The 23,418-nt window shown below is 71.0% G+C and carries 25 protein-coding genes; 10 read left to right on the top strand and 15 right to left on the bottom strand.

Annotated elements, in window-relative coordinates:
• Positions 1–13 precede the first annotated feature (13 nt).
• From ACFYR0_RS28045 to ACFYR0_RS28035, 3 genes are all read right to left on the bottom strand, one after another.
• Positions 14–670, bottom strand: coding sequence for a DUF1326 domain-containing protein (locus tag ACFYR0_RS28045; protein ID WP_389333813.1), 657 nt, complete (start codon positions 668–670; stop codon positions 14–16).
• A gap of 114 nt (positions 671–784) precedes the next feature.
• A complete protein-coding gene (locus ACFYR0_RS28040) occupies positions 785–1,621 on the bottom strand; it encodes a DUF2182 domain-containing protein (protein ID WP_389333810.1) in 837 nt (278 codons plus the stop codon).
• Between the two features lie 263 nt (positions 1,622–1,884).
• Complete coding sequence (locus ACFYR0_RS28035; RefSeq protein WP_389333807.1) at positions 1,885–2,448, bottom strand: RBBP9/YdeN family alpha/beta hydrolase; 564 nt, start codon at positions 2,446–2,448, stop codon at positions 1,885–1,887.
• A 104-nt stretch (positions 2,449–2,552) separates the two neighbouring features.
• On the opposite strand from ACFYR0_RS28035, the gene ACFYR0_RS28030 reads away from it, so the two are divergent.
• Positions 2,553–3,005 (top strand): Lrp/AsnC family transcriptional regulator, encoded by a 453-nt coding sequence (locus ACFYR0_RS28030; protein ID WP_389333804.1) that lies wholly within the window; start codon positions 2,553–2,555, stop codon positions 3,003–3,005.
• Between the two features lie 184 nt (positions 3,006–3,189).
• Here ACFYR0_RS28030 and ACFYR0_RS28025 read toward each other — a convergent pair whose 3' ends face one another.
• A complete protein-coding gene (locus tag ACFYR0_RS28025; RefSeq protein WP_389333801.1) occupies positions 3,190–4,044 on the bottom strand; it encodes a DUF4394 domain-containing protein in 855 nt (284 codons plus the stop codon).
• Positions 4,045–4,331: 287 nt separating this feature from the next.
• Here ACFYR0_RS28025 and ACFYR0_RS28020 point away from each other — a divergent pair, with 287 nt between their 5' ends.
• From ACFYR0_RS28020 to ACFYR0_RS27990, 7 genes are all read left to right on the top strand, one after another.
• Positions 4,332–4,580, top strand: coding sequence for a hypothetical protein (locus ACFYR0_RS28020; RefSeq protein ID WP_389333798.1), 249 nt, complete (start codon positions 4,332–4,334; stop codon positions 4,578–4,580).
• Positions 4,581–4,706: 126 nt separating this feature from the next.
• Complete coding sequence (locus ACFYR0_RS28015; RefSeq protein ID WP_389333795.1) at positions 4,707–5,123, top strand: hypothetical protein; 417 nt, start codon at positions 4,707–4,709, stop codon at positions 5,121–5,123.
• A 204-nt stretch (positions 5,124–5,327) separates the two neighbouring features.
• Positions 5,328–6,947, top strand: coding sequence for a molybdopterin-dependent oxidoreductase (locus tag ACFYR0_RS28010; protein ID WP_389333792.1), 1,620 nt, complete (start codon positions 5,328–5,330; stop codon positions 6,945–6,947).
• A gap of 68 nt (positions 6,948–7,015) precedes the next feature.
• Positions 7,016–7,669: a fasciclin domain-containing protein gene (locus ACFYR0_RS28005; RefSeq protein WP_389333789.1), complete on the top strand. Its 654-nt coding sequence runs from the start codon at positions 7,016–7,018 to the stop codon at positions 7,667–7,669.
• Between the two features lie 306 nt (positions 7,670–7,975).
• Complete coding sequence (locus ACFYR0_RS28000; protein ID WP_389334084.1) at positions 7,976–8,638, top strand: GAF and ANTAR domain-containing protein; 663 nt, start codon at positions 7,976–7,978, stop codon at positions 8,636–8,638.
• A gap of 242 nt (positions 8,639–8,880) precedes the next feature.
• Positions 8,881–9,108, top strand: a complete 228-nt coding sequence (locus ACFYR0_RS27995; protein ID WP_389333786.1) for a DUF6480 family protein — start codon at positions 8,881–8,883, stop codon at positions 9,106–9,108.
• Between the two features lie 89 nt (positions 9,109–9,197).
• Positions 9,198–9,611: a hypothetical protein gene (locus ACFYR0_RS27990; protein ID WP_389333783.1), complete on the top strand. Its 414-nt coding sequence runs from the start codon at positions 9,198–9,200 to the stop codon at positions 9,609–9,611.
• Positions 9,612–9,799: 188 nt separating this feature from the next.
• On the opposite strand, the gene ACFYR0_RS27985 is transcribed toward ACFYR0_RS27990, so the two are convergent.
• From ACFYR0_RS27985 to ACFYR0_RS27975, 3 genes are all read right to left on the bottom strand, one after another.
• On the bottom strand, positions 9,800–10,495 hold the full coding sequence (locus ACFYR0_RS27985) for a DUF6766 family protein (protein ID WP_389333780.1): 696 nt from the start codon (positions 10,493–10,495) through the stop codon (positions 9,800–9,802).
• Between the two features lie 83 nt (positions 10,496–10,578).
• Complete coding sequence (locus tag ACFYR0_RS27980; RefSeq protein WP_389333777.1) at positions 10,579–11,010, bottom strand: hypothetical protein; 432 nt, start codon at positions 11,008–11,010, stop codon at positions 10,579–10,581.
• 98 nt (positions 11,011–11,108) lie between these two features.
• Positions 11,109–11,384, bottom strand: a complete 276-nt coding sequence (locus ACFYR0_RS27975) for an isoamylase early set domain-containing protein (RefSeq protein WP_389333774.1) — start codon at positions 11,382–11,384, stop codon at positions 11,109–11,111.
• A gap of 555 nt (positions 11,385–11,939) precedes the next feature.
• Between ACFYR0_RS27975 and ACFYR0_RS27970 the strand changes: the two genes are divergently transcribed.
• On the top strand, positions 11,940–14,093 hold the full coding sequence (locus ACFYR0_RS27970; protein ID WP_389333771.1) for a SpoIIE family protein phosphatase: 2,154 nt from the start codon (positions 11,940–11,942) through the stop codon (positions 14,091–14,093).
• A gap of 65 nt (positions 14,094–14,158) precedes the next feature.
• Here the strand turns inward: ACFYR0_RS27970 and ACFYR0_RS27965 are convergent, their stop codons facing one another.
• Genes ACFYR0_RS27965 through ACFYR0_RS27955 form a run of 3 tightly spaced genes read right to left on the bottom strand, consistent with a single transcriptional unit; the run spans position 14,159 to position 15,848 of the window.
• Positions 14,159–14,923, bottom strand: a complete 765-nt coding sequence (locus tag ACFYR0_RS27965) for a metallophosphoesterase (RefSeq protein ID WP_389333768.1) — start codon at positions 14,921–14,923, stop codon at positions 14,159–14,161.
• A complete protein-coding gene (locus ACFYR0_RS27960; protein ID WP_389333765.1) occupies positions 14,920–15,165 on the bottom strand; it encodes a hypothetical protein in 246 nt (81 codons plus the stop codon). Before ACFYR0_RS27960 ends, ACFYR0_RS27965 begins: the two co-directional genes overlap by 4 nt.
• Complete coding sequence (locus ACFYR0_RS27955) at positions 15,162–15,848, bottom strand: hypothetical protein (protein WP_389333762.1); 687 nt, start codon at positions 15,846–15,848, stop codon at positions 15,162–15,164. The genes ACFYR0_RS27960 and ACFYR0_RS27955 overlap by 4 nt, the downstream gene beginning before the upstream one ends.
• A gap of 345 nt (positions 15,849–16,193) precedes the next feature.
• Between ACFYR0_RS27955 and ACFYR0_RS27950 the strand changes: the two genes are divergently transcribed.
• The gene (locus tag ACFYR0_RS27950) at positions 16,194–17,066 is read left to right on the top strand and encodes a MurR/RpiR family transcriptional regulator (RefSeq protein ID WP_389333759.1); all 873 of its coding nucleotides are present in this window, start codon (positions 16,194–16,196) and stop codon (positions 17,064–17,066) included.
• 149 nt (positions 17,067–17,215) lie between these two features.
• Here ACFYR0_RS27950 and ACFYR0_RS27945 read toward each other — a convergent pair whose 3' ends face one another.
• The 5 genes from ACFYR0_RS27945 to ACFYR0_RS27925 all read right to left on the bottom strand — a co-directional run bounded on the left by ACFYR0_RS27945 (position 17,216) and on the right by ACFYR0_RS27925 (position 22,584).
• On the bottom strand, positions 17,216–18,508 hold the full coding sequence (locus ACFYR0_RS27945) for a cyanophycinase (protein WP_389333756.1): 1,293 nt from the start codon (positions 18,506–18,508) through the stop codon (positions 17,216–17,218).
• Positions 18,509–18,663: 155 nt separating this feature from the next.
• Positions 18,664–19,881: a M20 family metallopeptidase gene (locus ACFYR0_RS27940; RefSeq protein ID WP_389333753.1), complete on the bottom strand. Its 1,218-nt coding sequence runs from the start codon at positions 19,879–19,881 to the stop codon at positions 18,664–18,666.
• Positions 19,878–20,642, bottom strand: coding sequence for an amino acid ABC transporter ATP-binding protein (locus tag ACFYR0_RS27935; protein WP_389333750.1), 765 nt, complete (start codon positions 20,640–20,642; stop codon positions 19,878–19,880). The genes ACFYR0_RS27940 and ACFYR0_RS27935 overlap by 4 nt, the downstream gene beginning before the upstream one ends.
• The gene (locus tag ACFYR0_RS27930) at positions 20,639–21,631 is read right to left on the bottom strand and encodes an amino acid ABC transporter permease (protein WP_389333747.1); all 993 of its coding nucleotides are present in this window, start codon (positions 21,629–21,631) and stop codon (positions 20,639–20,641) included. Before ACFYR0_RS27930 ends, ACFYR0_RS27935 begins: the two co-directional genes overlap by 4 nt.
• Before the next feature lie 2 nt (positions 21,632–21,633).
• A complete protein-coding gene (locus ACFYR0_RS27925; protein WP_389333744.1) occupies positions 21,634–22,584 on the bottom strand; it encodes an ABC transporter substrate-binding protein in 951 nt (316 codons plus the stop codon).
• Positions 22,585–23,418: the final 834 nt, after the last annotated feature.

The following is a 23,418-nucleotide window of genomic DNA, read 5'->3' as shown; positions in this document are numbered from 1 at the left end:
GAGGATCGGCGTGCTAGTCGGGTCCCGTCCAGTCGAAGGGGAAGTGCTTGCTCGACTTCCCCGAGCGCTCCCAGGAGAAGCCGAACGCGTCGGCGCGGTCAGCGGTGGCCCGTCCCCAGGTGGCGACCTGGCCCGGTCCCACCTCGGCGCCCGGGGCGTTGTGGACCTGGACGCGGGTTCCCTGCGGGGTGGTCGGGCCGGTGAGCGCCTCGGCGGCGGCCGTGACCCGGCCGGGAATCTCGGCTCGCCAGGTGGCGAGTTCCTCGTCGATCTCCACGTTGATCGGCGCGATGTCCATGCCGCGCATCTCCGGCTGGAGCATCTCCCCGAACTGTGCCGGCCAGCCTCCCGCCTCACCGCCGAAGACGGTCCCGAGCGCGGCGCGCTGCCGGTCGTCGGCGCGTTCGTCGAGGAAGACCGCGGCGAAGGCGTCGCTGTGCTCGCCGGCCCAGACGTTGCCCACGAAGGAGCCCAGCATCAGGACGTTCAGGTCGTCGAGCCGTACGTCGCCGTAGTTGCCCTCACGGATGTGCCAGACCAGCACGCCTTCGCAGTCGCCGTAGGTCGGGGGCTGCGCGAACGTGCAGGGGCACGGTATGGCGCATTTGCAGACGTCGAACCAGTCGCCGGCCAGATGCCAGCGGGTCGCGGTGGTGCTCTGTTCCGTCATCTCGCTTCCCTCCCGTCGAGCCCGAGGGAGCTTCTTCGGAATGGCGAGACCGCGTGTCCCGAGCCCGCACACCTGTCGCAGGGCGGCCTCTGTCCTCCAGCTTGCCGCAGGTCCTCACATGCCGTCCATCGAGGGCGTCGCTTCCTGGAGTCCCGGCAGCAGCCAGTCCTGGAACGGGGCCAGGACGGCGAGGACGAGGAAGACGACGCCTACCGTCCGGGCGAGCTGCGGCCCTCGTGACCACAGCTTCTCCACGAAGATCACTGTCGCCAGCCCGGCCATCGCCGCCACGTTCATCACGCCGAGGGGGACGAGGACCACCATCAGTCCGGCGCAGCAGCCGACGCAGTAGCCGCCGTGGTGGATGCCCACCCGAAGATCGCGGGCGGGCCGGCGGAACCCGGCGTAGCGCACCAGCTGGCTCATGGGGTCGCGGCAGTGCCGCAGACAGACGTTCTTGAGCGGGCCCAGCTGGTACAGGCCCGCCAGCAGGAAGGCCACAGAGCCGATCCAGCGTCCTGCCGTCGGGTGGTCGTCCACCAGGTCGCCGGTGACGTGGAGAGCCGTATAGGCGAGCAGCCCGAAGACGGTCCACACCAGCAGATATCCGGCGACGAACTCCAGGGTGTGTCCTGCCCGGCTCCACCCGGAGGACCGCGACCCGATTCCCCGCACCCAGGTAAGGGCCACAGGTGTCATGGACGGCAGCATCATGGCCGCCATCATCGTGACCCAGAGCACCAGGAACAGCGGCAGCGCCATCCCCATCGTGCCGGGCTCGACCCCCATGTCCCGGGCCTGTCCGACGGTCAGGACCCACGCGGGCACCGTGATCAGGACGATCAGCGACCAGGCGACCGCCAGCTGCCGCGCCGGCAGCAGTCCCCCGCCCCGCGCGGTGGGCGCGGGCGGCCGGGCAGAGCCGCGGGTGGAGTTCCGGAGATGCCGCATCGGTGCGCTCCCCTGTATGCACTTCCAGGACAGCACGCCCCTCGCCCCACCGCGACTTCGCCGACAGCACGCCCGGGTCCACAGCCCTGAGCCCTTCGGCCCGGCGCCCAGGCCAGGGTGATCCGCCTCGTCCTCAGCGGGCAGGAGCGGCGGCCCCACGTCGCCGGTGAGACCCGGTAGACCCGCACGGACGACCAAGCGATCCCTCGCTGTAGCGCTCGACCCCCGCGGAGCACTCGTGACGGCCGTACGGAGATTGATCACTACTGGGTCAGCGAGTCCAGGAGTTCACGGCCGTGCTGCCACGCGCCCAGGCCGCTTGCGGAGTTGATGTGTCCGCACGCGCCTGCCGGGTGCCATCGCGCCTTCCACCGCGCCGCGAACCCGGCGGCAGCCTCGGGGGTGCAGTACGGGTCATCGGTGCTGCCGACCACCAGGGCCGGGCACGGCAACGGTTGCACCGACACCTCGACGAACGTCGCGGCCGCCTCGCGGGGAAACGCCGGCCCGTGCGGGTCGGGCGGCGCGACGAGCAATGCCCCGCCCGTCGGAGTCGAGGGGTTCATGCTCAACCAGGCTGACGCGGCCCAGCAACCCAGACTGTGGGCCACCAGCACAACACGGCTGTCCCGCCCGGAAGCAACGTCGTACGCCTCCTGGACGGCGTCGACCCAGTCGTCCAGCACGGGGGCGGACCACGAGGCAGGCGAGATCCTCACCGCCGAGGCGCCCCACTGCCGCTCCCACACCGTCTGCCAGTGCTGCCCGTCCGAGCCGTCGATGCCCGGGACGATGACGTACGCGACCACTGCCCACCACCGTTTCACTCGTCGCTCCTACGATCGCGGAAGCGCCTGACGCAGATTCTGTTGGGCGCGTCGGGGCAGCGGCGGTGACGCAAGTGATCTCAAGGAAGATGGTGCGGACAACGATGGAATCACTCGACCGGATAGACCGGGACATCCTCGCCCTGCTCCAGACCGACGGCCGGTTGACCGGCGCGGAGGTAGGGCGCCGCGTCGGACTCTCGCAGCCCGCGGCCGGCGCGCGCATCCAACGGCTGGAGAAGGCCGGCGTCATCACCGGCTACCGAGCCGTGGTCGACCCGGCAGCCCTGGGTCTGAACATCCACGCGGTCATCCGGCTGCGCACCACGCACGCCCTGCTGCCACGCGCCCTGGACTTCGCCTCCCGGACCTCCGATATCACCTCCACCCTCCGGGTCACCGGGGAGGACTGCCTCATCTTCGACGTGTACTGCCCGCAGGCAGGACGACTCGAAGAAGTCGTCGACGCACTTGCCCGATACGGTCCCGTCACCACGTCCCTCGTGCTCCGCGCCTACGCTCAGAAGCCACTGGCCGACGCCACGTCGACGACGTGACCCGTGTCGAAGCTGGTCCGTTCGGGTTTGCCAGTGATGACTCGTGCGATCCACCTGGCCCGAGAGCCCGGGGCCGAGCTCCGGGCCAGGCTGTCACGTCACGGATCTACACGGGACACACTGCCGCCCGTCCGACGCCGTGTTGCCGAGCCGCCGGCCGACGGGCCTGTCGCGTGCGGCGGGGCTAGTTCTGGTCGGTGGGGAGTGCGAGGTCGGTGACCTGGTACTTCTTCGGGAAGGAGCCCTTGTCGGTGGCCTTTCCGTTGAGCGGGTTCACGCTGTAGAGGCGGTAGGCGCCTGCGGTGCCGATGGCCGCGAAGCCGTGGTTCGTCCCGGCGGCGGGGTTGTAGTAGATGTCGAACCCGGCGTCGAGGTCGGCGTTGACGCCGAGGCTGCCGGTGGGGGCGAGGGTGCCTGCGTTGGCCGGGGACTGCAGCGAGATCCGGTCGGCCATCGTGTCGAGGTCGAACAGCGTCGTCGCGGTCGCCGGGTTGAGGTCGTTGTTGGTGTAGGCGGCGCCGGTCACGCCCAGTGCGGTGGACGGCGGGGTGGTGGGGTTGGTGAGCGTGCCGTCCACGGTGGTGGTGAGCGGGGCGGCGGGGTCGTCGATGTTGTGCCGCAGGTTCTGCCCGGTGTCGGAGATGACCCGGAGCCGGTTGGCCGCCGGGTTGAAGTCCACGCCGAACGCGGTGCCGGACAGCGCGACGGTCAGCTGGGAGACCTTCCTCGCTTTCGCGTTGGTGGTGTCGAGGGTGTAGATGCCGCCCTTGTCGCCGACGCCGTACAGCCGCTCGTTCTGCACGCGGAAGTCGATCCCGACGAGCCGGGTGTCCCCGGTCAGACCGGAGACCTTGCCCAGCCGCCAGGCGCCGGCCGGCCTGCGGACGTCGAACTCGACGAGGCGCTGGTCCTTCGTGAGGCCGACGGCGGTCAGCCCGGTGTGCTTGACCGCGGGCGTGTGGTCGCCGGCCGCGAGGGCGGGTGCGGCGCCCGAGGCGGCGAGCATCAGGCCGACGGCCGCGAGGGTGCGTTTACGCATCGTCTCTCCCAGAGTTGGCTGCCCCGGACGCGGAATCGTCGGGGCATCTGGGAGCAATCCGTCACCGCTGACGCCCTGGACGGGTGCCCGCGGCGAAAGACACCCGCACGGCCCAACCGGCAGCCGGACGCCCACCCGGACGGAGCACACCAGAATCCGCAGGCCACTCCCACCGGCCGTCACGAACGCGCCGGAACGCTGTCCTATGTGCACAAACGTTCCCGGAGGCAGCGGCCAATCCACAGGCGGGGCGGCCAGCCCGCCGGGCTCGGCACGGGAAGGCCGCAGTGTTCTGCTTCGTGCACCTGCTTGAGATTTCCGACCTGGTCACGGCGGTGGACCCACGCAGCGGCCGCCGGCTCCCTGTCCGGCGCGCCGAGGTGATCCAGCAGCTTCTCGAGAGGGAAGACGAGCGCGGGTCCCGGATCGTTGCCGAGCTGCCCGCGGACCAGGACGGCGCACTCGACCCGCCTGGCGCTGGGACGGGCCGCGCGCCGCCTGGTCGGCCCGCAGCACTGGCCGAGGCCACCGGATGACGCCCGCCATACTGCTCGCGCTACTCGGCCTCACCGACGCGTCGTTCAGCGGATTCCGCGCCTACGCCGACCGTGACCCCCGTATCCACAAACACCGGGCCACGGCGCGGGCCGGCCCTCGGGGCCGTGCTGCTGCCCGCCCCCGCGCTGACCGCCGCCATCGTGCTGCTGACCGCGTCCGACCGGGCCGAGACCTTCGACACGCTGGCCGCCGGGGACTACGGCTACCTGTTCCCGCTCGCCCTCTGCACCGCCGTCGTGCTGGTCTCACTCACGGCGTACTTCGCCCTGCCCTTCCGGGCCGGCGCCCCCGCCGTGGTCATCGGCCTCGGCCCGCTGCCCCTGCTGCGCTCGCCATTGCCGCCGCCTGCGTCGGGGCGTTCCTCAACGGCGGCGGAGACCCGGCCCTTCTGGTCGGCACGATCGCAGGCGCCGCCGTGCTGTGCGTCGAACCGGCGGTGCACCGACGCTGGTACCGCAACGTGCAGCAGCGAACCTGGGAGACGACCCGCGGTCGGCACCGGGCGTGACGGCGACGGCTGAGCCGGACCCACACGGCGAAGGCGCGGAGTCCCGATTCCGCGAAAGCGCTCCCCCAGCTTTCCCACCCGTCTTCACAACCCGGTGAAGCAGAAGCGGAGTTGCTGTACTCCGTAGCCGGCGCAGTCGCGGATTGGTCGCGGGCGGGAACTCACTCGATCGGGTGAGCGACCAATCCGCCCGGCGCTCGGGCAACGGATTCCCGGCGTGAGCGAATCCGAGAAGAACACCGCACGCGAACTTCGCCGCCCGGCGCGAACCGCCCTGAGTGCGCTGAGCGGTGCGCTGGCCGGATGCGCGGCGCTCGCGGTGGCCGAGGCGGTGGCGGGTGCGGTGCGTGTGCAAGCCGGTCCCCTGGTCGCGGTCGGCGGTGCGGCGATCGACCGCACTCCCACGGCCGTGAAGGACTGGGCGATCCGCACGTTCGGCAGCGACGACAAGCTGGTGCTGCGGCTCGGAATTCTCGCAGTGCTGGCGCTTTTCGCCCTCGCGTCGGGGGTGGCCGCGCTGCGGTTTCGGCGCGCCGGGGCGGCCGGGGTGCTGGTGTTCGGCGTTGTGGGCGCGGCCGCCGCGACCGGGCGGCCGGACTCGGCCGGTGTCGGCGACGCGCTTCCCTCACTGTGCGGAGCCGCCGTCGGGGCCGTGGTGCTGTACGTCCTCGTCGGCCGCCTCACACATCGAAGCCCCGGCAGTGGGTTCGGCACCGGCCAGGCGAACGATGCTTCCACCGAAGGGAATTGGGATAGGCGCGGCTTCGTCGTCGCGGCGGGCATCACCGCGGTGGCGTCCGTCGGCGCCGGACTGCTCGGCCGTGCGCTGGCCGGCGCCCGCGGCCGTGGTGCCGTCGCCTCGCGGGCGGCCGTGAGGCTTCCCGCGCCCGGCTCCCCCGCCCGGGCCGTGCCCCGGGGCGCCGGGCTGCGGATTGCCGGGGTCGGCCCCTTCATGACGCGGAACAGCGACTTCTACCGCGTCGACACCGCCCTGGTGGTGCCCAAGGTCGACGCCACCACATGGCGGCTGCGCATCCACGGCAAGGGCGTGCGCCGGCCGGTCGTCCTCGGTTACGACGATCTGCTGCGCCGGGAGCTGATCGAGCGGGACATCACCCTGACCTGCGTGTCCAACGAGGTCGGCGGCCCCTATGTCGGCAACGCGCGCTGGACCGGCGTCCGGCTGGCCGACCTGCTGGCCGAGTGCGGGGTACGGCCGCCGTCCGCGGGCGGTCCGGCCGACCAGCTCGTGGCCCGCTCCGTCGACGGCATGACCATCGGCAGCCCCGTCGAGGACCTCGTGGACGGCCGCGACGCCCTCCTCGCCGTCGGCATGAACGGCGAACCGCTCCCCTTCGACCACGGCTTCCCCGTCCGCATGGTCGTACCCGGCCTGTACGGCTACGTCTCGGCCTGCAAATGGATCGAGGACATCGAGCTCACCACCTTCGCCTCCTACGACCCCTACTGGGTCAAACGCGGCTGGGCCCGCAGGGCACCCGTCAAGACCCAGTCCCGCATCGACACCCCCAAACCCTTCGCCCGCCCCGCGGCCGGCACCGTCATGGTCGCCGGGGTCGCCTGGGCCCAGCACCGCGGCATCGACACCGTCGAAGTCCGCGTCGACGACGGCCCCTGGCAGCAGGCCCGGCTCGCGGCCGAGGACTCCCGCGACACCTGGCGGCAGTGGTCCCTGCCCTGGGCGGCGGCCAAAGGCACCCACACCCTCACCGTGCGTGCCACCGACCGCACCGGCCGGACACAGACCGGCGAACGCACCCGAACCGTCCCCGACGGCGCCAGCGGATGGCACTCCGTGGTCGTGACCGTCGAGTGACCCCCGAGCCACCTTTCCCGTCCCCGTTTCAAGCAGCTACGGCTGCACCCCTCAACAGGAGAGACACGATGAACACCCGTATCCGCCGTACCGCCGTGACCCTGGCCGCCGCGGCCGTGCTGCCGCTCGCCCTGAGCGCCTGCTCCGACGACAGCAAGGACTCCGCGCAGGACAACTCCTCCCCGACAGCGGCCTCCGCGCCCGCTTCCGAGGACGGGATGAGCGGTTCCGACACCTCCATGAACGACGAGCCCTTCGGTCCCGCCTGCTCCGGCGTCCCGGCCGAAGGCGCGGGCTCGTTCGACGGCATGGCCAAGGACCCGGTGGCCACCGCCGCGTCCAACAACCCGGCGCTGTCCACGCTCGTCGCCGCGGTGACGAAGGCCGGTCTGGTGGACACCCTCAACAACGCCCAGGACATCACCGTGTTCGCGCCGACCAACGACGCCTTCGCGAAGATCCCCAAGGCGGACCTCGACGCGGTCCTCAATGACAAGGAGCAGCTGACCAAGATCCTCACCTACCACGTGGTCGGCCAGAAGCTGGCACCCGCCGACCTGGCGAACGGCACCTTCGAGACGCTGGAGAAGTCGAAGCTCAGCACCTCCGGCTCCGGCGAGTCCTACACCGTCAACGACTCCGCCAAGGTCGTCTGCGGCAACGTCAAGACCGCCAACGCCAACGTCTACATCATCGACACCGTCCTGATGCCGGCCAGCTGACAACCCGCCACTCTGCAGGGCGCTGCATGGGCAGCGCCCTGCAGCCGTCTTTCGCCCGCATTCGCAACGACGCTGCGCGACAGGTGCTCTGCAGGGAGGAGCCAACGACCACGTCACATCGCACCGGGCGACCGCCCGCGCACACGGACGGCTCAGGCTCGGCGGTCTGTCGCCGCCCGCCCGGCGCCTCGTGCGACTGGCGACACGCCGCCTGCGCGTGTTCGGTGTGGTCAGGGCCTGCGTGAAATGCTGGGCCAAGGACTCGTGTGGAGGGTGGAAGTGGACTGGGGCCGGTTCGCGCAGCAGATGGCGTCGATGGCGCGGGATCTTCTGGCGCAGGACTCGGTGGCTGCCACTCTGGGGCGGATCACCGGGTCGGCGACGGAGCTGGTGGAGGGCTGTGACGCGGCCGGGATCCTCGTGCTGCACGATCACCGGGTGGAGAGCCTCGCGCCCACCGAGCAGCTGGTCGTCGACAGCGACCGGCTCCAGGAGCAGCTGGGTGAGGGGCCCTGTTTCGACGCCGCCCGCACCTCACAGGGCGAGCGGGTCTTCCGCATCGCCGACCTCACCGCAAACGTCCAGCGCTGGCCGGCCTACGCGCCGCAGGCCCACGACCTCGGGGTGGGCAGCATGATGGGCTTCCTGCTGTACACCGAGGAGGAAGAACTCGGCGCGCTGAACCTGTACTCCCGTAAGGCGGGTGCGTTCACCGAGGACAGTGAGACGGCCGGCTGGCTGCTCGCCTCCCATGCCGCGGTCGCCTTCTCCAGCGCCCGCACGCACGCCCAGATGGAACACGCCGTCGCCACGCGGCACGTCATCGGTGAGGCCATGGGCATCCTCATGGGCGCCCGCCACCTCACCGAGGACCAGGCCTTCGACGTACTGCGCCGCTACTCCCAGGAACAGAACACCAAGCTCCGCGAGGTCGCCCGGCAGATCTGCGAACGCGGCGGCATCGACTGACCGGCAGGTGTCGCGGCTCTCCTGGCACACGGTCCGAACCAGGAGGACCTGCACCGGACCGGCTCCCCGTTCGCCGCTCTCGGCCTGCGCCCCAAGTGCCCAGCGCCACGGCCCTTCACTCCTGACACAGCCGGTCGTCGGCGGCTGCCGCTGGCACGGCACCGCCTCTGGGGTTCCTTGCCGGACTCCGTGGGGACCGGCCGCCCATGGGTACTCGGACAGCCGAGAAAGGAGCGTGCGTGATGACGACTCCCGACCCCGAGCCGAGGCGGACCTCCGGACTACAGCCGGGCGGCGGACCGGCACCCGGCGAGACGCCGCCAGCCGAAGGAGGCACTCACGGCATCTCCCATCCGGAGCCGCCCGAGCTGCGCAAGGGCTGGGGGGCCATGCCCCTCGTCCTCATCATGATCGTGGTCGCGCTGGTGGTGATCGGGCTGATCGCCATGGCCGTGACACTGATCGTCTGACGCCCAGCCGGCAGCGCCATCCACGGCACGTCTCTGGCCCCGGGCATCGGTGCCCACACGCCGGCCCGCCGAACAGGCAGATCCATCTCATGACGAAGAAGCCATACCCGTCCGAGTCCGCACACGGCCAGGCCCCGGACCATCAGGACACCGGCCGGTACGGCCCGGCCTCCGACGTGGACGAGGCACTACAGCAGGACGACCCGGGCGCCCACCACTCCTTCCACAGCGACGGACACAGCGGTGGGGAGGGAACAGGCCGGGCCGAGGAGAACGCGGCCCGGACCGTCAACAGGGAACGGGCCAGGTCCGGCGAGTCGAAGACGGCGAACAAGACCTCCACCCGGGGCCCCAAGTCCGCATCCCAGCGCGGCGGGCAACGCTCACACGGCGGCGCACAGGGACCGACGAAGGACCAGCTGTACCAGGAGGCGAAGAAGCGCAACATCCACGGCCGCGCCTCCATGTCCAAGGAGCAGCTCGAGAACGCCCTCGGCCGCTGACCGGTTGCCGATGGGATGAGGTGCGGCCGGGGCTGTGCCCGAGGCTGCCACCTCGACACGCGCCCGGCCACGTCACCGCACCCCGCTCCCCTGCCTCCGGCCTGGAAAGGTGCGGCCCGGCGCGCTCCGTTCGGTGGGCAGGGGGAGCGTCGTGTTGTTCACCGGCCGGGTGCACGGGCAGGGGCGGGTCAGCCTTCGATGCCGGTGGTGGTGTGGGCGGCGCCGACCGGCTTGGATTCGGGGGAGCCGCGCTGGCGTAGGTAGATGGACAGCACGACCATGGCTGCCACCGCCAGGAGTTCGGACTGCCAGTTCTGCAGGGTCCGGTTCCAGAAGTCGGCCGTGGCGACGTAGCCCGCCCAGGTGACCGGGTCCTCGAGCCGGCGGAGCTGCTGCTCGTTGTAGGCGGCGGTGCCGGTGATGGACTGCGCCAGCCAGGACAGCACGAACAGGCCGCCCATGACGGTGCCCAGGGAGCGGGCGTAGAGGCTCTGGCGCCAGTCTCCGGTTCCGGCCCAGCGGGGCGAGTCGGGGCGGGCGTGCTCGCCCATACGCTGTTCCCGCTCGCTCTCGATGCCGACCTTGTGGACCTTCTTCGACTCCGGGGAGCCGCGCTGGACGAGGTAGACGGTGCCGAAGAGGTAGAGGAAGAACTGCAGGAACTCCGACTGCCAGTTCTCGGTCACGTCCACGGCGAAGTCCGAGGACGCCAGGTAGTCGGCGAAGCCGACCGGCTCGAGGCCGTCCACCGTCATCTGTTCGTTGAACTCGGCGTGCCCGGCGACGGCCTGGCAGGCGAGAACCACCAGGAAGGCGATGCCGAAGGTGAGGGTCAGGCTGTTCTCCCGCCAGAACCCTCCGCGCGGTTCACGGCTCCCGTTCAACGCTGGAGCACCCCGATGGTGATGCAGTAGCCGAGCCCGCCCAGGATGACCACCAGGCAGGCGACGAACAGCAGCCGCATTCCTCACGCCCCCTTGATCAGGCAGTCGTAGGGGCGTTCGGGCCGTGGTGTGCAGCCTGCGGCGACGACCCTCCAGCCGACGGTGAACAGCGACAGGAACAGGGTGTCGCCCGGCATGCGCACCATCGCCTGCCGGCCGTACGACTGCACGTCCTCGACACCGCTTGCTCCCGGCAGTTCCTGCGAGGCGAGCGCCGCTGGGCAGTCCCTCTGCTCGTCCTGGACGAGTTCCTCGCGGGTCTGGGGAGCCAGCAGCCGGCAGGCCCGCACGTGGTCGCCGGACGCGACGGCGGCCGCGAAGGCGGTCGCCGCCGCGGCGGCGGCGTTCTGCCGTGCGGACGGCCCTGCGCACCCGGCCGGGCCGAGCACCATCGCACACGCCACAAGCAGTCCGTACCAGCGGTGCCCGGTCCGCCGGGGCGGTGGCTGGGTCACTCGGAGGCGGCGCTGGGTACGGCGAGCGGGTCTCGCTTCTCGACCGTTCCGTGGTCCTCGCGCAGCGGCACGATGACGCCCATGCGCAGGCTCCCCTGTCAGGTGTGGACGCGGCTGTTGCCGCCGTCGTGGCCGTCGGCCTGGTCGTCGTCGAACCAGTGTCCGCCGTCCGCGAGATAGCGGAAGGCGTGGCTGCCGCCCACGGGGAGGACCACCTTGGCCGCGCGGGTGCCGTCACCACGTGTCTGCAGCGGGTGCGCGGCCGGGTTCCAGTGGTTGAAGTCCCCCACCACACTGACCGGCCCCATCGGGCTGTCGTCGGGAAGGACGAAGGTGACCTGCGTACGGCCCTTGACCTTTTTACGTTCGAGCACCGACGACTCCCGTGGACGAAGCGAGACTGACCCACGCATCCTCGCCCTGCCGTTTCCCCTTCCCGCCGGTACACACCGTCGGACTCGCCTGCGGTCACCCGGCCGGTGGCAGGCCACCGGTTCCGGGCCACCGGTTCCGGGCCATCTGCCGCTCGCTCCCTACGCATCCCTGACTCTCCGCAGTCAGGACCGACGGCGTGTGATCAGCTGGGGAGCTCGGCGGGTGATCAAGGCGGCCGGACGGGTGGCGGACTGCTACGTCGCTGCGGTGGCGGGCGCGGGCTTCCACCCGCTCGAAGGCCACCCAGCGGCAGCCCCGACGCACACGGTGCCTGCGCCGCCGGGCGCAGGAGCCAGCCACCCACACCGCTCATTCATGTTCGTTTCGGGCGTATCGTCGGAACATGAGAGACGGGCTTCGCGGAATCTGCGGAACAACCCCCGCCCTGTCCGGCACGGCCTGGGACCATCAGCCGCGTCCGCCCGTCGCCGCTGCCGCTGTCCCGGCACCGGCCGGTAGCGGGGAGCGCCCGTCCAGACCGACCGGACCGCGCGGTGACCGGTCGCGGTGAGCGGCGCGCCGACGACGGGCCGCTGGACGAGGCACTCGTGGACTGCGTGCGCCGCACCGGAGCCTCGGGGGGCGGGATCTACCTGCTGGACGAGGCCGCACAGGTGCAGGATCTCGTGGTGCTGTGCGGTGTGCCCATGGAGACGGCCCAGCCCTGGCGGCGGCTGCCGCTGAGTGCCGCCGTCCCCGTGAACGACGCCGTGCGCGAGGACCGCCTGATCTGGGTGGGAAGCCAGGCCGAACTGGCCCGGACCTATCCACGTGCCGCCGCGACCCTGCCCTACCGCCTCGCGCTCGCCGCGGCCCCGTTGCAGGGGCGGCGCCGTTGCTGGGGAGCCCTGCTCCTGCTGTGGCCGGCCAGTCATCCAGCCAACGCCACACGCCGCGAGCGGGGCCACATCAGCTCTGCCGCACGGCGCATCGCCCGTGTGATCGAGGAGGCCCCCCAGCCGCCCGTCGTCCCCGCACAGCCCCGCCTCACATCACTCGCCTCAGTCGCCCACGCGCACGGCGTGCCGTCGCCCCATGCCGCGGCCGACTACCTCGAACGGCTGCCCGAAGGCGCCCTGGGGATGGACCTTCAGGGCCGGATCGTCCTCGTGACCTCGGCGGCGCAATCCCTGCTCGGCCTCGAAGCCGACCGACTGCTGGGCACACGGCCCTGGCACTCCCTGCCCTGGCTCGACGACGCGGTGGTCGAAGACCATTACCGAACCGCCGTCATCAGCCGGCACCCGGTCGCCTTCACCGCCGTGCGCCCCCCGGACACCCGGCTGGAGTTCCGGCTCTATCCCGACGCCAGCGGCATCAGCGTACGCATCACCCCCGCCACGGCACCGGCACCGGATGAGCTCGCTGCCGCCGGGGAGGCCGTGGCCTCCGCTCCGGGGCGTGCCGCGCAGGCGGGGCGGCTCTACCAGTTGGTGCACCTCGCGGCCGCGCTGACCGAGACGGTCGCCGTCCGCGACGTGGTCGAGTTCGTCGCGGACCAGGTGCTGCCCGCGTTCGGCGCCGACGGCCTGGTCCTGTCCGCCGCCGACGCAGGCCGCCTGAGGATCACCGGGCACCACGGCTACGACGCCCGGACGATCGACCGGCTCGACGGCCTGCCCCTCGACACCGATGTCACCCCGGCCGGACAGGTACTCGCCGACGGCACCCCGTCCTTCTTCAGCAACGTCGACGACATGGCCCGCCGCTATCCCCGCGCACCCCGGATCAGCGGCAAGCAGTCATGGGCCTTCCTGCCGCTGACCGTCTCCGGACGCGCCGTCGGCTGCTGCATCCTGTCCTACGACCACCCGCACCACTTCAGCGCGGACGAACGTGCCGTGCTGACCTCCCTCGCCGGACTGATCGCCCAGGCGCTGGACCGGGCTCGGCTCTACGACGCCACCCGCGATCTCGCCCACGGGCTCCAGCAGGCCCTCCTGCCCGCCAGCCTGCCCGCCCTGCCTGGCCTGGAGACCGCCGCCCGCTATCTGCCCGCCAGCCGCGGCATGGACATCGGCGGCGACTTCTACGACGTCTTCCGGCTGGACGCCACCAACGCCGTGGCCGTCATCGGCGACGTCCAGGGCCACAACGTGCCGGCCGCCGCGCTCATGGGCCAGGTCCGTACCGCCATCCACACCTCCGCCGGTGCCCCGCCCGACCAGGTCCTCGCCCGCACGAACCGCGTCCTGGCCGACCTCGAGACCGACCTGCTCGTGTCCTGCCTCTACGCCCATCTCGACCTGGCCCGACAGGAAGCCGTCCTCGCCAGTGCCGGGCATCCCCCGCCGCTGCTGCACCACTCGGGACTGACGTCGGGCCCGCTGGAACTCGACCCCGGCCCCCTGCTCGGAGTGGACCCCGATCTGACCTGCCCCCTCACCGTCCTGCCGCTTCCCCCGGGCACGACCCTCGCCCTCTACACCGACGGACTGACCGAGACCCCGAGATCCGATCCGGAGCAGGCGGCGAACGACCTCGCCCGTCAACTGGCCAGGCACGACGGGCAGAACCTCGACCAGCTCATCGACTCTCTCCTCCGCCACGGGCGCCCCACCGGCCACTACACCGACGACATCGCCATCCTCCTGCTGCGCACCCACCCTGTGTCCCCGGACGGCGCAGACCCGCCCTTCGGGCGATGACGCGGGTCGGAAGGAAGTCCCGGGACCGGGCACGACGGAGGCATCCGCGCGCTGCGAGGCCGCGGTCAGCGCGCCGACGGCGCGGGACCGGCTGCCGGGATCCGTTCGGGCGCGTGCAGGTGGTACACGTGAAAGGCCCGTCCGATCACCGGCTGGGCCACATTGCGCACGCGCACGCCGCCGCTGGTCAGACCGTGTTCCGTGCCGGCGTGGGCGTGGCCGTGCACGGCCAGATCGGCACCGGCCGTGTCGACCGCCTCCGCCAGCAGGTAGCTGCCGAGGAACGGGTAGATCTCCAGCGGCTCTCCGGCGAGCGTGTCCGGCACGGGAGAGAAGTGCGTCAGCGCGACCCGTACGTCGCAGTGCTGCTCGCCGAGGCGCTCCAGGGCGCCGCGCAGGCCTTCCGCGCTGCGCCGGGTGCAGCGGACGAACTCCTTCATCACCGGCTCGCCGAACTCTCCCGCGCTGCGGCCCACGAAACCGCCGCCGAAGCCCTTGGTGCCGGCCACCCCGATACGGCCTCGCGCGCACTCCACGACCGTCTCGGTCCCCTCCAGCACCCGGGCGCCGCCGTCCCGGAGGATGGCCATGACCTCCTCCGGCTTCTCGTCGTGGTGGTCGTGGTTTCCCAGTACCGCCACCACCGGCACGGCCAGATCCTTGATCTCCCGCGCCACCACCCGAGCCTCCTCGGGGGTGCCGTGCCGGGTCAGGTCACCGGCGAGGAGCAGTACGTCGGCGCACTCCTCCAGGGTCTCGAACGCCGGTCGCAGCGTTCCCTGGCTGTCGGGCCCCATGTGGATGTCCCCTACGGCCGCGACACGGATCATGCCAGCTCCTCGGCCTCGTCCGGGGTCGACGCCGCGGCGACGACCAGATCGCAGTGCAGCGGCAGTTCGCTGAGCGTCTCCCCCACGATCCGCTCCACCTCGTCACGGCAGTACGTGGACGGCACGCTCCCGGTCACCAGCACCGAGTCCCCGTGCACCACGACCTGAACGCCCAGCTCGGCCAGTGGACCCTCCGCGAGGCGCTCACGCAGATGAGCGACGCGGTAGTCGAGGTTGCTCATGCCTGTTCCTCCTGAGGCGCGATGACACCGAGACGCTCCACGAGGTAGAGGAACGCGGCCGGCATGGGCTCCTCACCGCACTCGCGCCGCACCTCCTGCCAGTCGATCTTCTCCCTCAGCGAGCGGGCAAGGGGCAGGACCGAGCCGAAGTCGCAGGAGTGCTCGGAGAACGCGGAAAGCAGGCTCGTCACCAGGTCCGTGGGAGACAGGACCGGCATCCGCACCGAGTCGACCGGTATCTCCGTCGCCCGGTCGAGCATCTCGGTGGTGACCGGCCGGTGCGCCAACTGGAAGATGATGTCGACGTCCTGGCCGAAGCACTCGGCCTTCACCAGCCAGTCCTCCGGAGGCGTCCACACCCGAAGTCCGCCACCGCGCAACGTGGCGGCGACCGGCTCGGCGTCCTCCGCCCGCACGCAGAAGTCGGCGTCGTGCTGCAGCCCGGCACTCGTGCCGTGGGCGTACGCGGCGACGCTGCCGGCGAGCGCGAAGCGGTGTCCTTGCTGCTTGAGCAGGGTTCCCACCTGTTTGGCGGCCTCCAGGATCGCCTGGGTCCTGTCGTGCGGCAGGTTCTGTCCGTCCGGCACCCCGGTCGGTACCGGGCCGTTCGACGCCGTCGCCAGCCGCAGTTCCGTGGGACTTCCTGGACGAGTGGACGCCTGGTCGTCGGCATGCCGCGTCATGAGCACTCCTATCGGTCGCGGGGCCCGCCGCGTGGGAGGCCGGACGAGTACGTGTCGCTCGCGGGCCAAGTACCCGGGGCGCGCCTGTCGACACGGGAGTCGGGGGGCGGCCATCTCCCCCGGGTCAGGTCCGCCGTCCGACCCGCCGGCCGGCACCTACCCACAGGCCGTAACAGGCGGTACATTTACTTCGGAAGGACACGGCTTCTGTACTGTCTCGCGGCCGCCGGCGCGCCGAGGGCCGGAGATCGGCCGCGGTGGTGGCGGGTGTGATGCCATCCGCGCATCCGAGCAGCGGCGGCCTTGTCACCGTTCCGTAGGCACACATCCTGGGAGGACCGCACCATGAGCGGCACACTGGCCGACGAGATCCGTAGTCGGCTGGGTGATCTCAGTCCCGCCGAACGCAAGGTCGCCCGCGTGCTGCTGGCCGGCTATCCGGCCGCGGTGTTCGAAACGGTCGCGACGATCGCCGAGCGTGCCGCGGTCTCCACGCCCACTGTCCTTCGCTGCGCGTCCCGGCTGGGATACCGCGGCTTCCCGGACCTTCAGGCGGCGCTGCGCGCGGAGCTCGACGCCCGCAACGCTTCGCCCATCACCCTGTACGAGTCGGCGGAATCCACGCTGACAGCCACTGCGGACGCGGTGGGCCGCGAGGTGGCGCTGGAACCACGGCTGACGCTGTTGCAGCAGGCGCTGTCCCAGACCTTCCGGGAAGTCTCCTCGCACGACTTCGACACCGCGGCCGAACTGCTCAGCGATCCCAGGCGCCGCGTCCACCTGGCCGGGGGCCGGTTCACTCACCTGCTGGCCCAGTACCTCGGTCTTCACCTCATGCAGGTGCGTGACCAGGTCGCCTTTCTCCCGGACCGGGACGTGGAGAGGACGTCGTTCCTCACTCAGCTCGCGCGCCGAGACGTGACGGTCGTCTTCGACTACCGGCGCTACGAGGAGGACGTCACCCTCGTCGCGGAACTGGCCCGCGAGCGGGGAGGGAAGGTCATCGTGTTCACGGATCCGTGGCTCTCCCCCGCTTCGGCGCACGCCGACGTCGTCCTCATCAGCCAGGTCTCCTCGGGCTCGGCCTACGACAGTCTCACTCCGACGCTCGCGGTCATCGAGACGCTGATCTCCTCGGTGCTCGAACGGCTGGGCTCCGATGCGCACCAGCGCATGAAGGACGCGGAGAGTGTCGCCCGGCGCACCGGGCTGTTGTGATCCGGCTCCGGCTGCGCTTCAGCGGGGTGCGTCGGCCCTCTGTGCACTGACGGCCGGGCAGGCGGCAGCCTGGCCGTGCGGGTGCGTGGGCGGGCGCAGGGCGTGGGGGCGGGGGCAGGCCGAAGTGACCTGTTCCCGCCCCGGCCTCGTCAGCGGGGCGCGATGGTGATGCGCAGGTTGAGGAGCGTCTGGGCGGTGGTGCCGTCGCTGGTCCAGGCGGCGAAGCGGACCGGCTTGGTGAAGGTGACGTCGAAGCCGGGGCCGGTCTCGAACGTGGTGGCGGTCGCGGTGTTCTGTGCGCGGGTCGCGGCGAGCGCGCGGGCCGTGGTCCGGAAGGAGTAGGGGGTTCCGGCGGGGTTGGCGGTGGAGTAGAAGACGTCGGTGTTGACCGGGACGGGGGCTGTGCCGGTGGGGAGGAGTCGGTGCTTGTCTGCCGAGGGCTGGGTCTGCCAGGTGTGGGCGTCGTAGCGGTCGTGGTCGGTGAGGTAGTTGTAGCGGGCTCCGCGCAGGGTCCATCCGGCGGCGGATGTGGCGGCGTGGGCGTCTCGCAGGTCGAGTACGGCGACCCCGTTGGGGCCCAGCACGGTGAAGTGCTCGTGCCGGGTGCCGGGGTTGTCGACGACGATGGCGGTGTTCTCCTCCAAGGCGTAGACGCGGTCGTGGCCGGTGTCGGCGGCCAGGCGGTAGGCCCGGCCTTCACGTCCGTAGGCGCCGGTGTGGGTGTCGATGAGGGCGGAGCGCAGGAAGCCGAAGCCTCCGTGGGGGAGGTAACCCAGGCGGGTGGGGTCGTCGAAGTAGCCGGGAGCGCTGCCGTCGCGCAGGCCCTCGTAGGATTCCCCGCCGCTGACCATGTCCGGGCCGGAGGCGATCTGGGCGCCGGCGGAGGAACCGGCGACGACGGCGCCGCCCGCGAGCTTCGCGCGGATGGCGGCGAGGACCTTGGAGTCGGTCTGCCGGGGGCCGCGCAGCAGTGTCTGGACGTAGCGGTACTGGTCTCCGCCGCCGAAGAAGAAGCCGGTCATGGAGTTGACCTGGGCGACGACCGTGTCGGAGTCGGCGTTGTCGATGTGGTCGAGGTCCAGGGGGATCCATTCGGCGTGCGCGGCGCCGTGCCGGGTGAACAGGTCTGCGTAGTAGGCGCCGTTGCAGGCCGAGTTGCTGCACCGGTCGGGGTCGTCGGCGTGCGGGTCCTGGCTCTGGGGCACGGAGGCGGCGGTGATGACGCCGATGCGGGCGGAGGGTCCTCCGGCGCGTCGGATGATCTCGCCGTAGACCTGGGTGTTGTTCTCCTTGAGGCCGCCGCCGACGAGAATCAGCGAGCCGGCTTTCGCCGAGGGGCGCTCGGTGGCCGAGTCGGCTGCGGCGGGTGCGGCGGCGAGGAGGGTGAGGGCGAGGCTGCCAGCGAGGGCGGCGCGGCGGGTGGGGCCGGAGTGTGCGCGCATCGGTGTCTCCAGGGGTTGGACGGCGGTGGTGGCCGGGGCCGCCGGACGTTGGCGGCGGCCCCGGCCGGTTCCGGCAGAGACGGGAGGGCTGCCGGAGGACGGGGCGGGACGGTGTCTTCGCCGTCCCGGTTGCAGTGCCTGCGTGAGCGGCGGGGTCAGGTCGCGGTGTTCCCGGCGCTGCCCAGGGCCGTGATGAGCGCGGCCAGGACGGCGATGCGGTGGGGGACGCTGGTGGTGTCGAGCCATTCCTCGGGGGTGTGGTCGGATCCGCCGACCGGGCCGAGGCCGTCCAGGGTGGGCACTCCCGTTCCGGCGATCAGGTTGGCGTCGCCGACTCCGCCGGTGCGGACCGCGTCCAGGTCCAGACCGAGGGGCAGGGCGGCCTTGCGGGCCAGTTCGAGCATGTGCCGGGACGCGCCGGTGACTTCCATCGGCGGGCACAGGTCGAGCTGTTCGACGGTGATGCTGGTGCCGGTGACGGCGGGGTGGTGGGCGGCTTCCCGGATGGCCCGGCGTACACGCTCGACGTCGGCCGTCGTGGCGGCCCGTACTTCGAGGCGCAGTTCTGCCTCGGGGCAGACGATGTTGGTACGGCTGCCGGCGCGCACGGTGCCGACGTTGACGGTGACGTCGTCCCAGCGGCCGTTGAGGGCCTGCAGGTCGACGATCAGGTGGGCGGCCGCCAGGGCGGCGTTCGCGCCGCGTTCGGGTTCGATGCCGGCGTGCGCGGCCCGGCCGGTGACGGTGATCTTGAAGTCGGCGACACCTTTGCGGCCGATGACGAGGTCGCCGTTCTCCCGGGCGCACTCCAGGCCGAGGCCGTAGTGCGCGCCGCGGGCGGTGGTCTCGATGAGGGGGCGGCTGGCCGGGGAGCCGATCTCCTCGTCCGGCGTGGCGAGGAAGATCAGTTCGTCGTAGGCGGTGACGCCGTGTTCGTCGAGGATCTCCAGGGCCGTCAGGCCGGCGAGGAGTCCGCCCTTGTCGTCGCTGACTCCGGGGCCGTGGGCGATGGACCCGTGCAGGCGGAACGGGCGCGCGGCCGCGGTTCCCTGCTCGAAGACGGTGTCCATGTGGCCGGCGAGGAGGATGCGCCGTCCGCCGTCCGACGTGCTCAGGGTGCCCTTCTTGCGGGCGACGAGGGCGTCTCCCGCCCGGTGGCCCTGGCTGGTGGGGAGGGTGACGCGCTCCACGGTGAATCCGGTGCGGCGCAGGCGTTGTTGTACCCAGTCGGCGACGCGGTTGACGCCGTCGGCGTCGTAGGAGCCGGAGTCGATGGACACCAGCTCGCGCAGGTCGTCGAGGAACGGGGCGTGACGTGAGCGGGCGAGGTGGAGCAGGTGTGCGGACAGCTCCTGCTGCGGCGGGGCGCTCACAGGACCTTGGACAGGAAGGCGCGGGTGCGTTCCTGCTCCGGGTCGACCAGTACCCGGCGGGGGTCGCCGGCCTCGACGACGACGCCCTGGTCCATGAAGACGGCGGTGTCGCCGACCTCGCGGGCGAAGCCGATCTCATGCGTGACGACGACCATGGTCATGCCGTCGGCTGCCAGTTGCCGCATGACGTCCAGGACGTCGCCGACGAGTTCGGGGTCCAGGGCGGAGGTCGGCTCGTCGAAGAGCATCAGCTTGGGCTTCATGGCCAGCGCGCGGGCGATGGCGACGCGCTGCTGCTGGCCACCGGACAGCTCTGCCGGGTAGTGGTGGCCCCGGTCTCCCAGGCCGACCTGTTCCAGCAGCTGCTGGGCCTGCTCGCGGGCCTGGGATCTGGGCACGCCGGCGACCTTGACGGGGGCCTCGATGACGTTGTCGAGTGCGGTCATGTGCGGGAAGAGGTTGAAGCGCTGGAACACCATGCCGATGTCCCGTCGTCTCGCGGCCACTTCACGCTCGCGCAGTTCGTGGAGTCTGCTGCCCTGCTGGCGGTAGCCGACGAGTTCGCCGTCGACGGTGAGCTTTCCGCCGTCGACCTTCTCCAGGTGGTTGATGCAGCGCAGGAACGTAGACTTGCCGGAGCCGGAGGGTCCCAGCAGGCAGCACACCTGTCCGCGTTCGACGGTGAGGTCGATGCCCTTGAGCACCTCGAGCCTGCCGAAGTGTTTGCGCACGCCCTCGGCCCGCACCATGGCCGCGGTCATCGGCCGTCCTCCTTGTTCTTCGTGCCGGACAGGCCGGCCGCGCGGTTCTTCGTGCCGAACAGGCCGGCCGCGCCGCCCAGCATGCGCGCAAGCGGGGTGGGGCCGGTGGCGCGGGCGGTGCCGCGGCCGTAGCGGCGTTCCAGCCACGCCTGGGGAATGCTCAGCAGGCTCACCAGCGCCAGATACCAGATGGACGCGACCACCAGCATGGGGATGACCTGGTAGTTCTGCGCGTACACGTCCTGGATGTTGGACATCAGGTCGTGCGCGGCGATGACCGAGACCAGGGCGGTCATCTTCAGCATGTTGATGGTCTCGTTGCCCATCGGGGGGATGATGACCCGCATCGCCTGCGGCAGCACGATCCGGCGCATGGTCAGGGCGGGCCGCATGCCCAGGGAGTGCGCGGCCTCGGCCTGGCCCGGGTCCACGGACTGGATGCCGGCCCGGACGATCTCGGAGGCGTAGGCGGCCTCGTTCAGGCCGAGGGCGAGGAGCGCGGCGACGGCGGGGGTGAGCAGGCTGTTCGTCTCGGCCTGGAAGAAGGTGATGCCGGTGAAGGGGACACCGATCTTGATGTACTGGTAGAGGGCGGCCGCATAGCCCCAGAAGATGATCTGCACGAGCAGCGGGGTGCCGCGGAACACCCACACGAACGCGGTGGCGATGCCGTAGAGCACGGGGCTGGACGACAGGCGCATCACGGCGATCAGCGTGCCGAGGCCGAGGCCGAGGGCCATCGCGGCGGCGGTCAGCCACAGCGTGGTGGCCAGGCCGTCGAAGATCAGGCCGGCGAAGAGATAGTCGCCGACGATGTCCCAGCGCAGGTTGTCGTTCTTGGCGAGGGAGCCGATCAGTCCGGCCAGCCCCAGCAGGGAGAGTGTCGCGGCGATCCAGCGGCCGTAGTTGCGTACCGGCACGACTTCGAGTTCGGGAGCGGCCGGTGCGCTGTCAAAGCGCACGGCGGCCGGGTTCTTGAGGTCGGTCATCGTCAGTCCACCGCGGCGTTCTTGGTGGCTTCCTTCACCGCGATCGAGGCGACGCCGTACTTGTCGTAGATCTTCGTGACGGTGCCGTCGTCGATCAGGGCCTGCAAAGCCTTGTGGATCGCGTCGGTCAGCTCGGGCAGCTTCTTGCTGACCGCGATCCCGTTGGGCGAGGCGTTGTAGCCGCCGGGGGCGGCGGGGTCGTCCACCAGGTCGAAGGCGCCTCCGTCGTCGGCGGTCTTGGCGACCCAGCCCGCGGCCGGCTTGGTGAGCACCTGCGCGACGACCTTCCCCGAGCGCAGCGCGAGCTGCGCGTCGGAGTCCTTGGGGAACGTCTGGATGTCGATCTTCTTCTTGCCGGCGCCGGTGCAGGCCGCCTGGTGCGACTTGAGCAGGTCGAGCTGGTTGGTGGCGGCCTGCACGGCGACCTTCTGGCCGCACAGTGCGTCCAGGTCGGTGATCGCGGCCGGGTTTCCGTCGGCGACCAGGATGCCGGAGCCGGACTGCGAGTAGTCGACGAAGTCGAGGACCTGCTGGCGCTCCTTGTTGTCGGTGATGGCCGACATGGCGACGTCGAACTTGCCGGCCTGGATCGCGGGGACGATTCCGTCGAACTTCTGCGGGGTGAAGGCGAAGGCCACGCCGAGCTTCCCGCCGAGCGCCTGGCCCAGGTCGTAGTCGAGGCCGGTGAGTTCGCTGCCGCCCTCCTTCACGAACATCTCGAAGGGCGGGTAGGGCACGTCGGTGGCCACCCGTACCTTGCCGGCCTGCTTGATCCGGTCCGGGAGCAGGTCGTGCAGGGCCTGGTCCTTCTTGATCACCGTTCCGGCGACGGTGACCTTCGCGTCCGCCGCCGCGGGCGCGGCGTCGTCACCGTCCCCGCAGGCGGACAGGGTCGTCAGGGCCACGGCCGCCACAGCGGCGGTCGAGACACGCCGGGCGAGACGAACGTTCATCGTGAGGGAGCCTCTCGGGATCTGTGCCGACGCGCCTGTGCCGCCGGCCGCACACCAGGGAAGTTACAGAGCGAGCCGAAAATTGGCTAGATGTATCGCACGTTTCATTCAGGTAACGCGCCCCGAGTGGCACCGCCTTCGAGATTGATGGCGCTTTGTCCTGAGAGTCTGCCTCGCGAGGCGAGTGAGGTGACCACCAAGGCCCCTACATCTACTGGGCTCACCGCATGACTTGTATCTTCCGATACCAACCCGACACGCGCCATCCGGAGCGACAGGAGCGGCCCGACGAGGAGAGGCCAACTCGCAGAACCCGGAGGTCCTGTGACGCTTCGTCGCACACGGCGCATCCCACCGACAGCCACAACCCTTGCCGCCATGGCCTTGCCCATCGCCGTCCGCCAAACCGCCCATGCGGCCGCAGACCGGATCAGGCTGGGCGGCTCCGCCGGTGTCAGCCGCAGCTCCCGGAACGGGCCGGCCTTCGCCGTGAACGGCGCCGGAGGTGCAGTGACCGCCACGACGCCCCGGGCCGTCGATGCCATCCGCGGCGCACCGGAAGCCTCGTCGCCGCCGACTCGGCCCCCACCTCGGGACGCAAGACGCCCGAGTGCGACACCGCCATCACCCTCACGGGTGCCAACTCCTGTACGACGTGGACGCTCACGGCCGCAAGCGACGGCAAGGGTGATCGGCTACACCACGCAGGGGACGCGACCTTCACCGGTCATGTCCCTTGACGTGCAACACCGTTGCTTTTAGGTTTTGGGGGTGGTGTCAAGGACGCCGTCCTGGATGATCTGCACCTCCAGTGTGTATGCCTGGACGGTGCGA

The sequence above is a fragment of the Streptomyces sp. NPDC005017 genome (assembly GCF_042873115.1).
Lineage (GTDB): Bacteria > Actinomycetota > Actinomycetes > Streptomycetales > Streptomycetaceae > Streptomyces.
The sequence above is the reverse complement of the archived record's forward strand: the minus strand, read 5'-3'. Positions and strand labels throughout refer to the sequence as shown.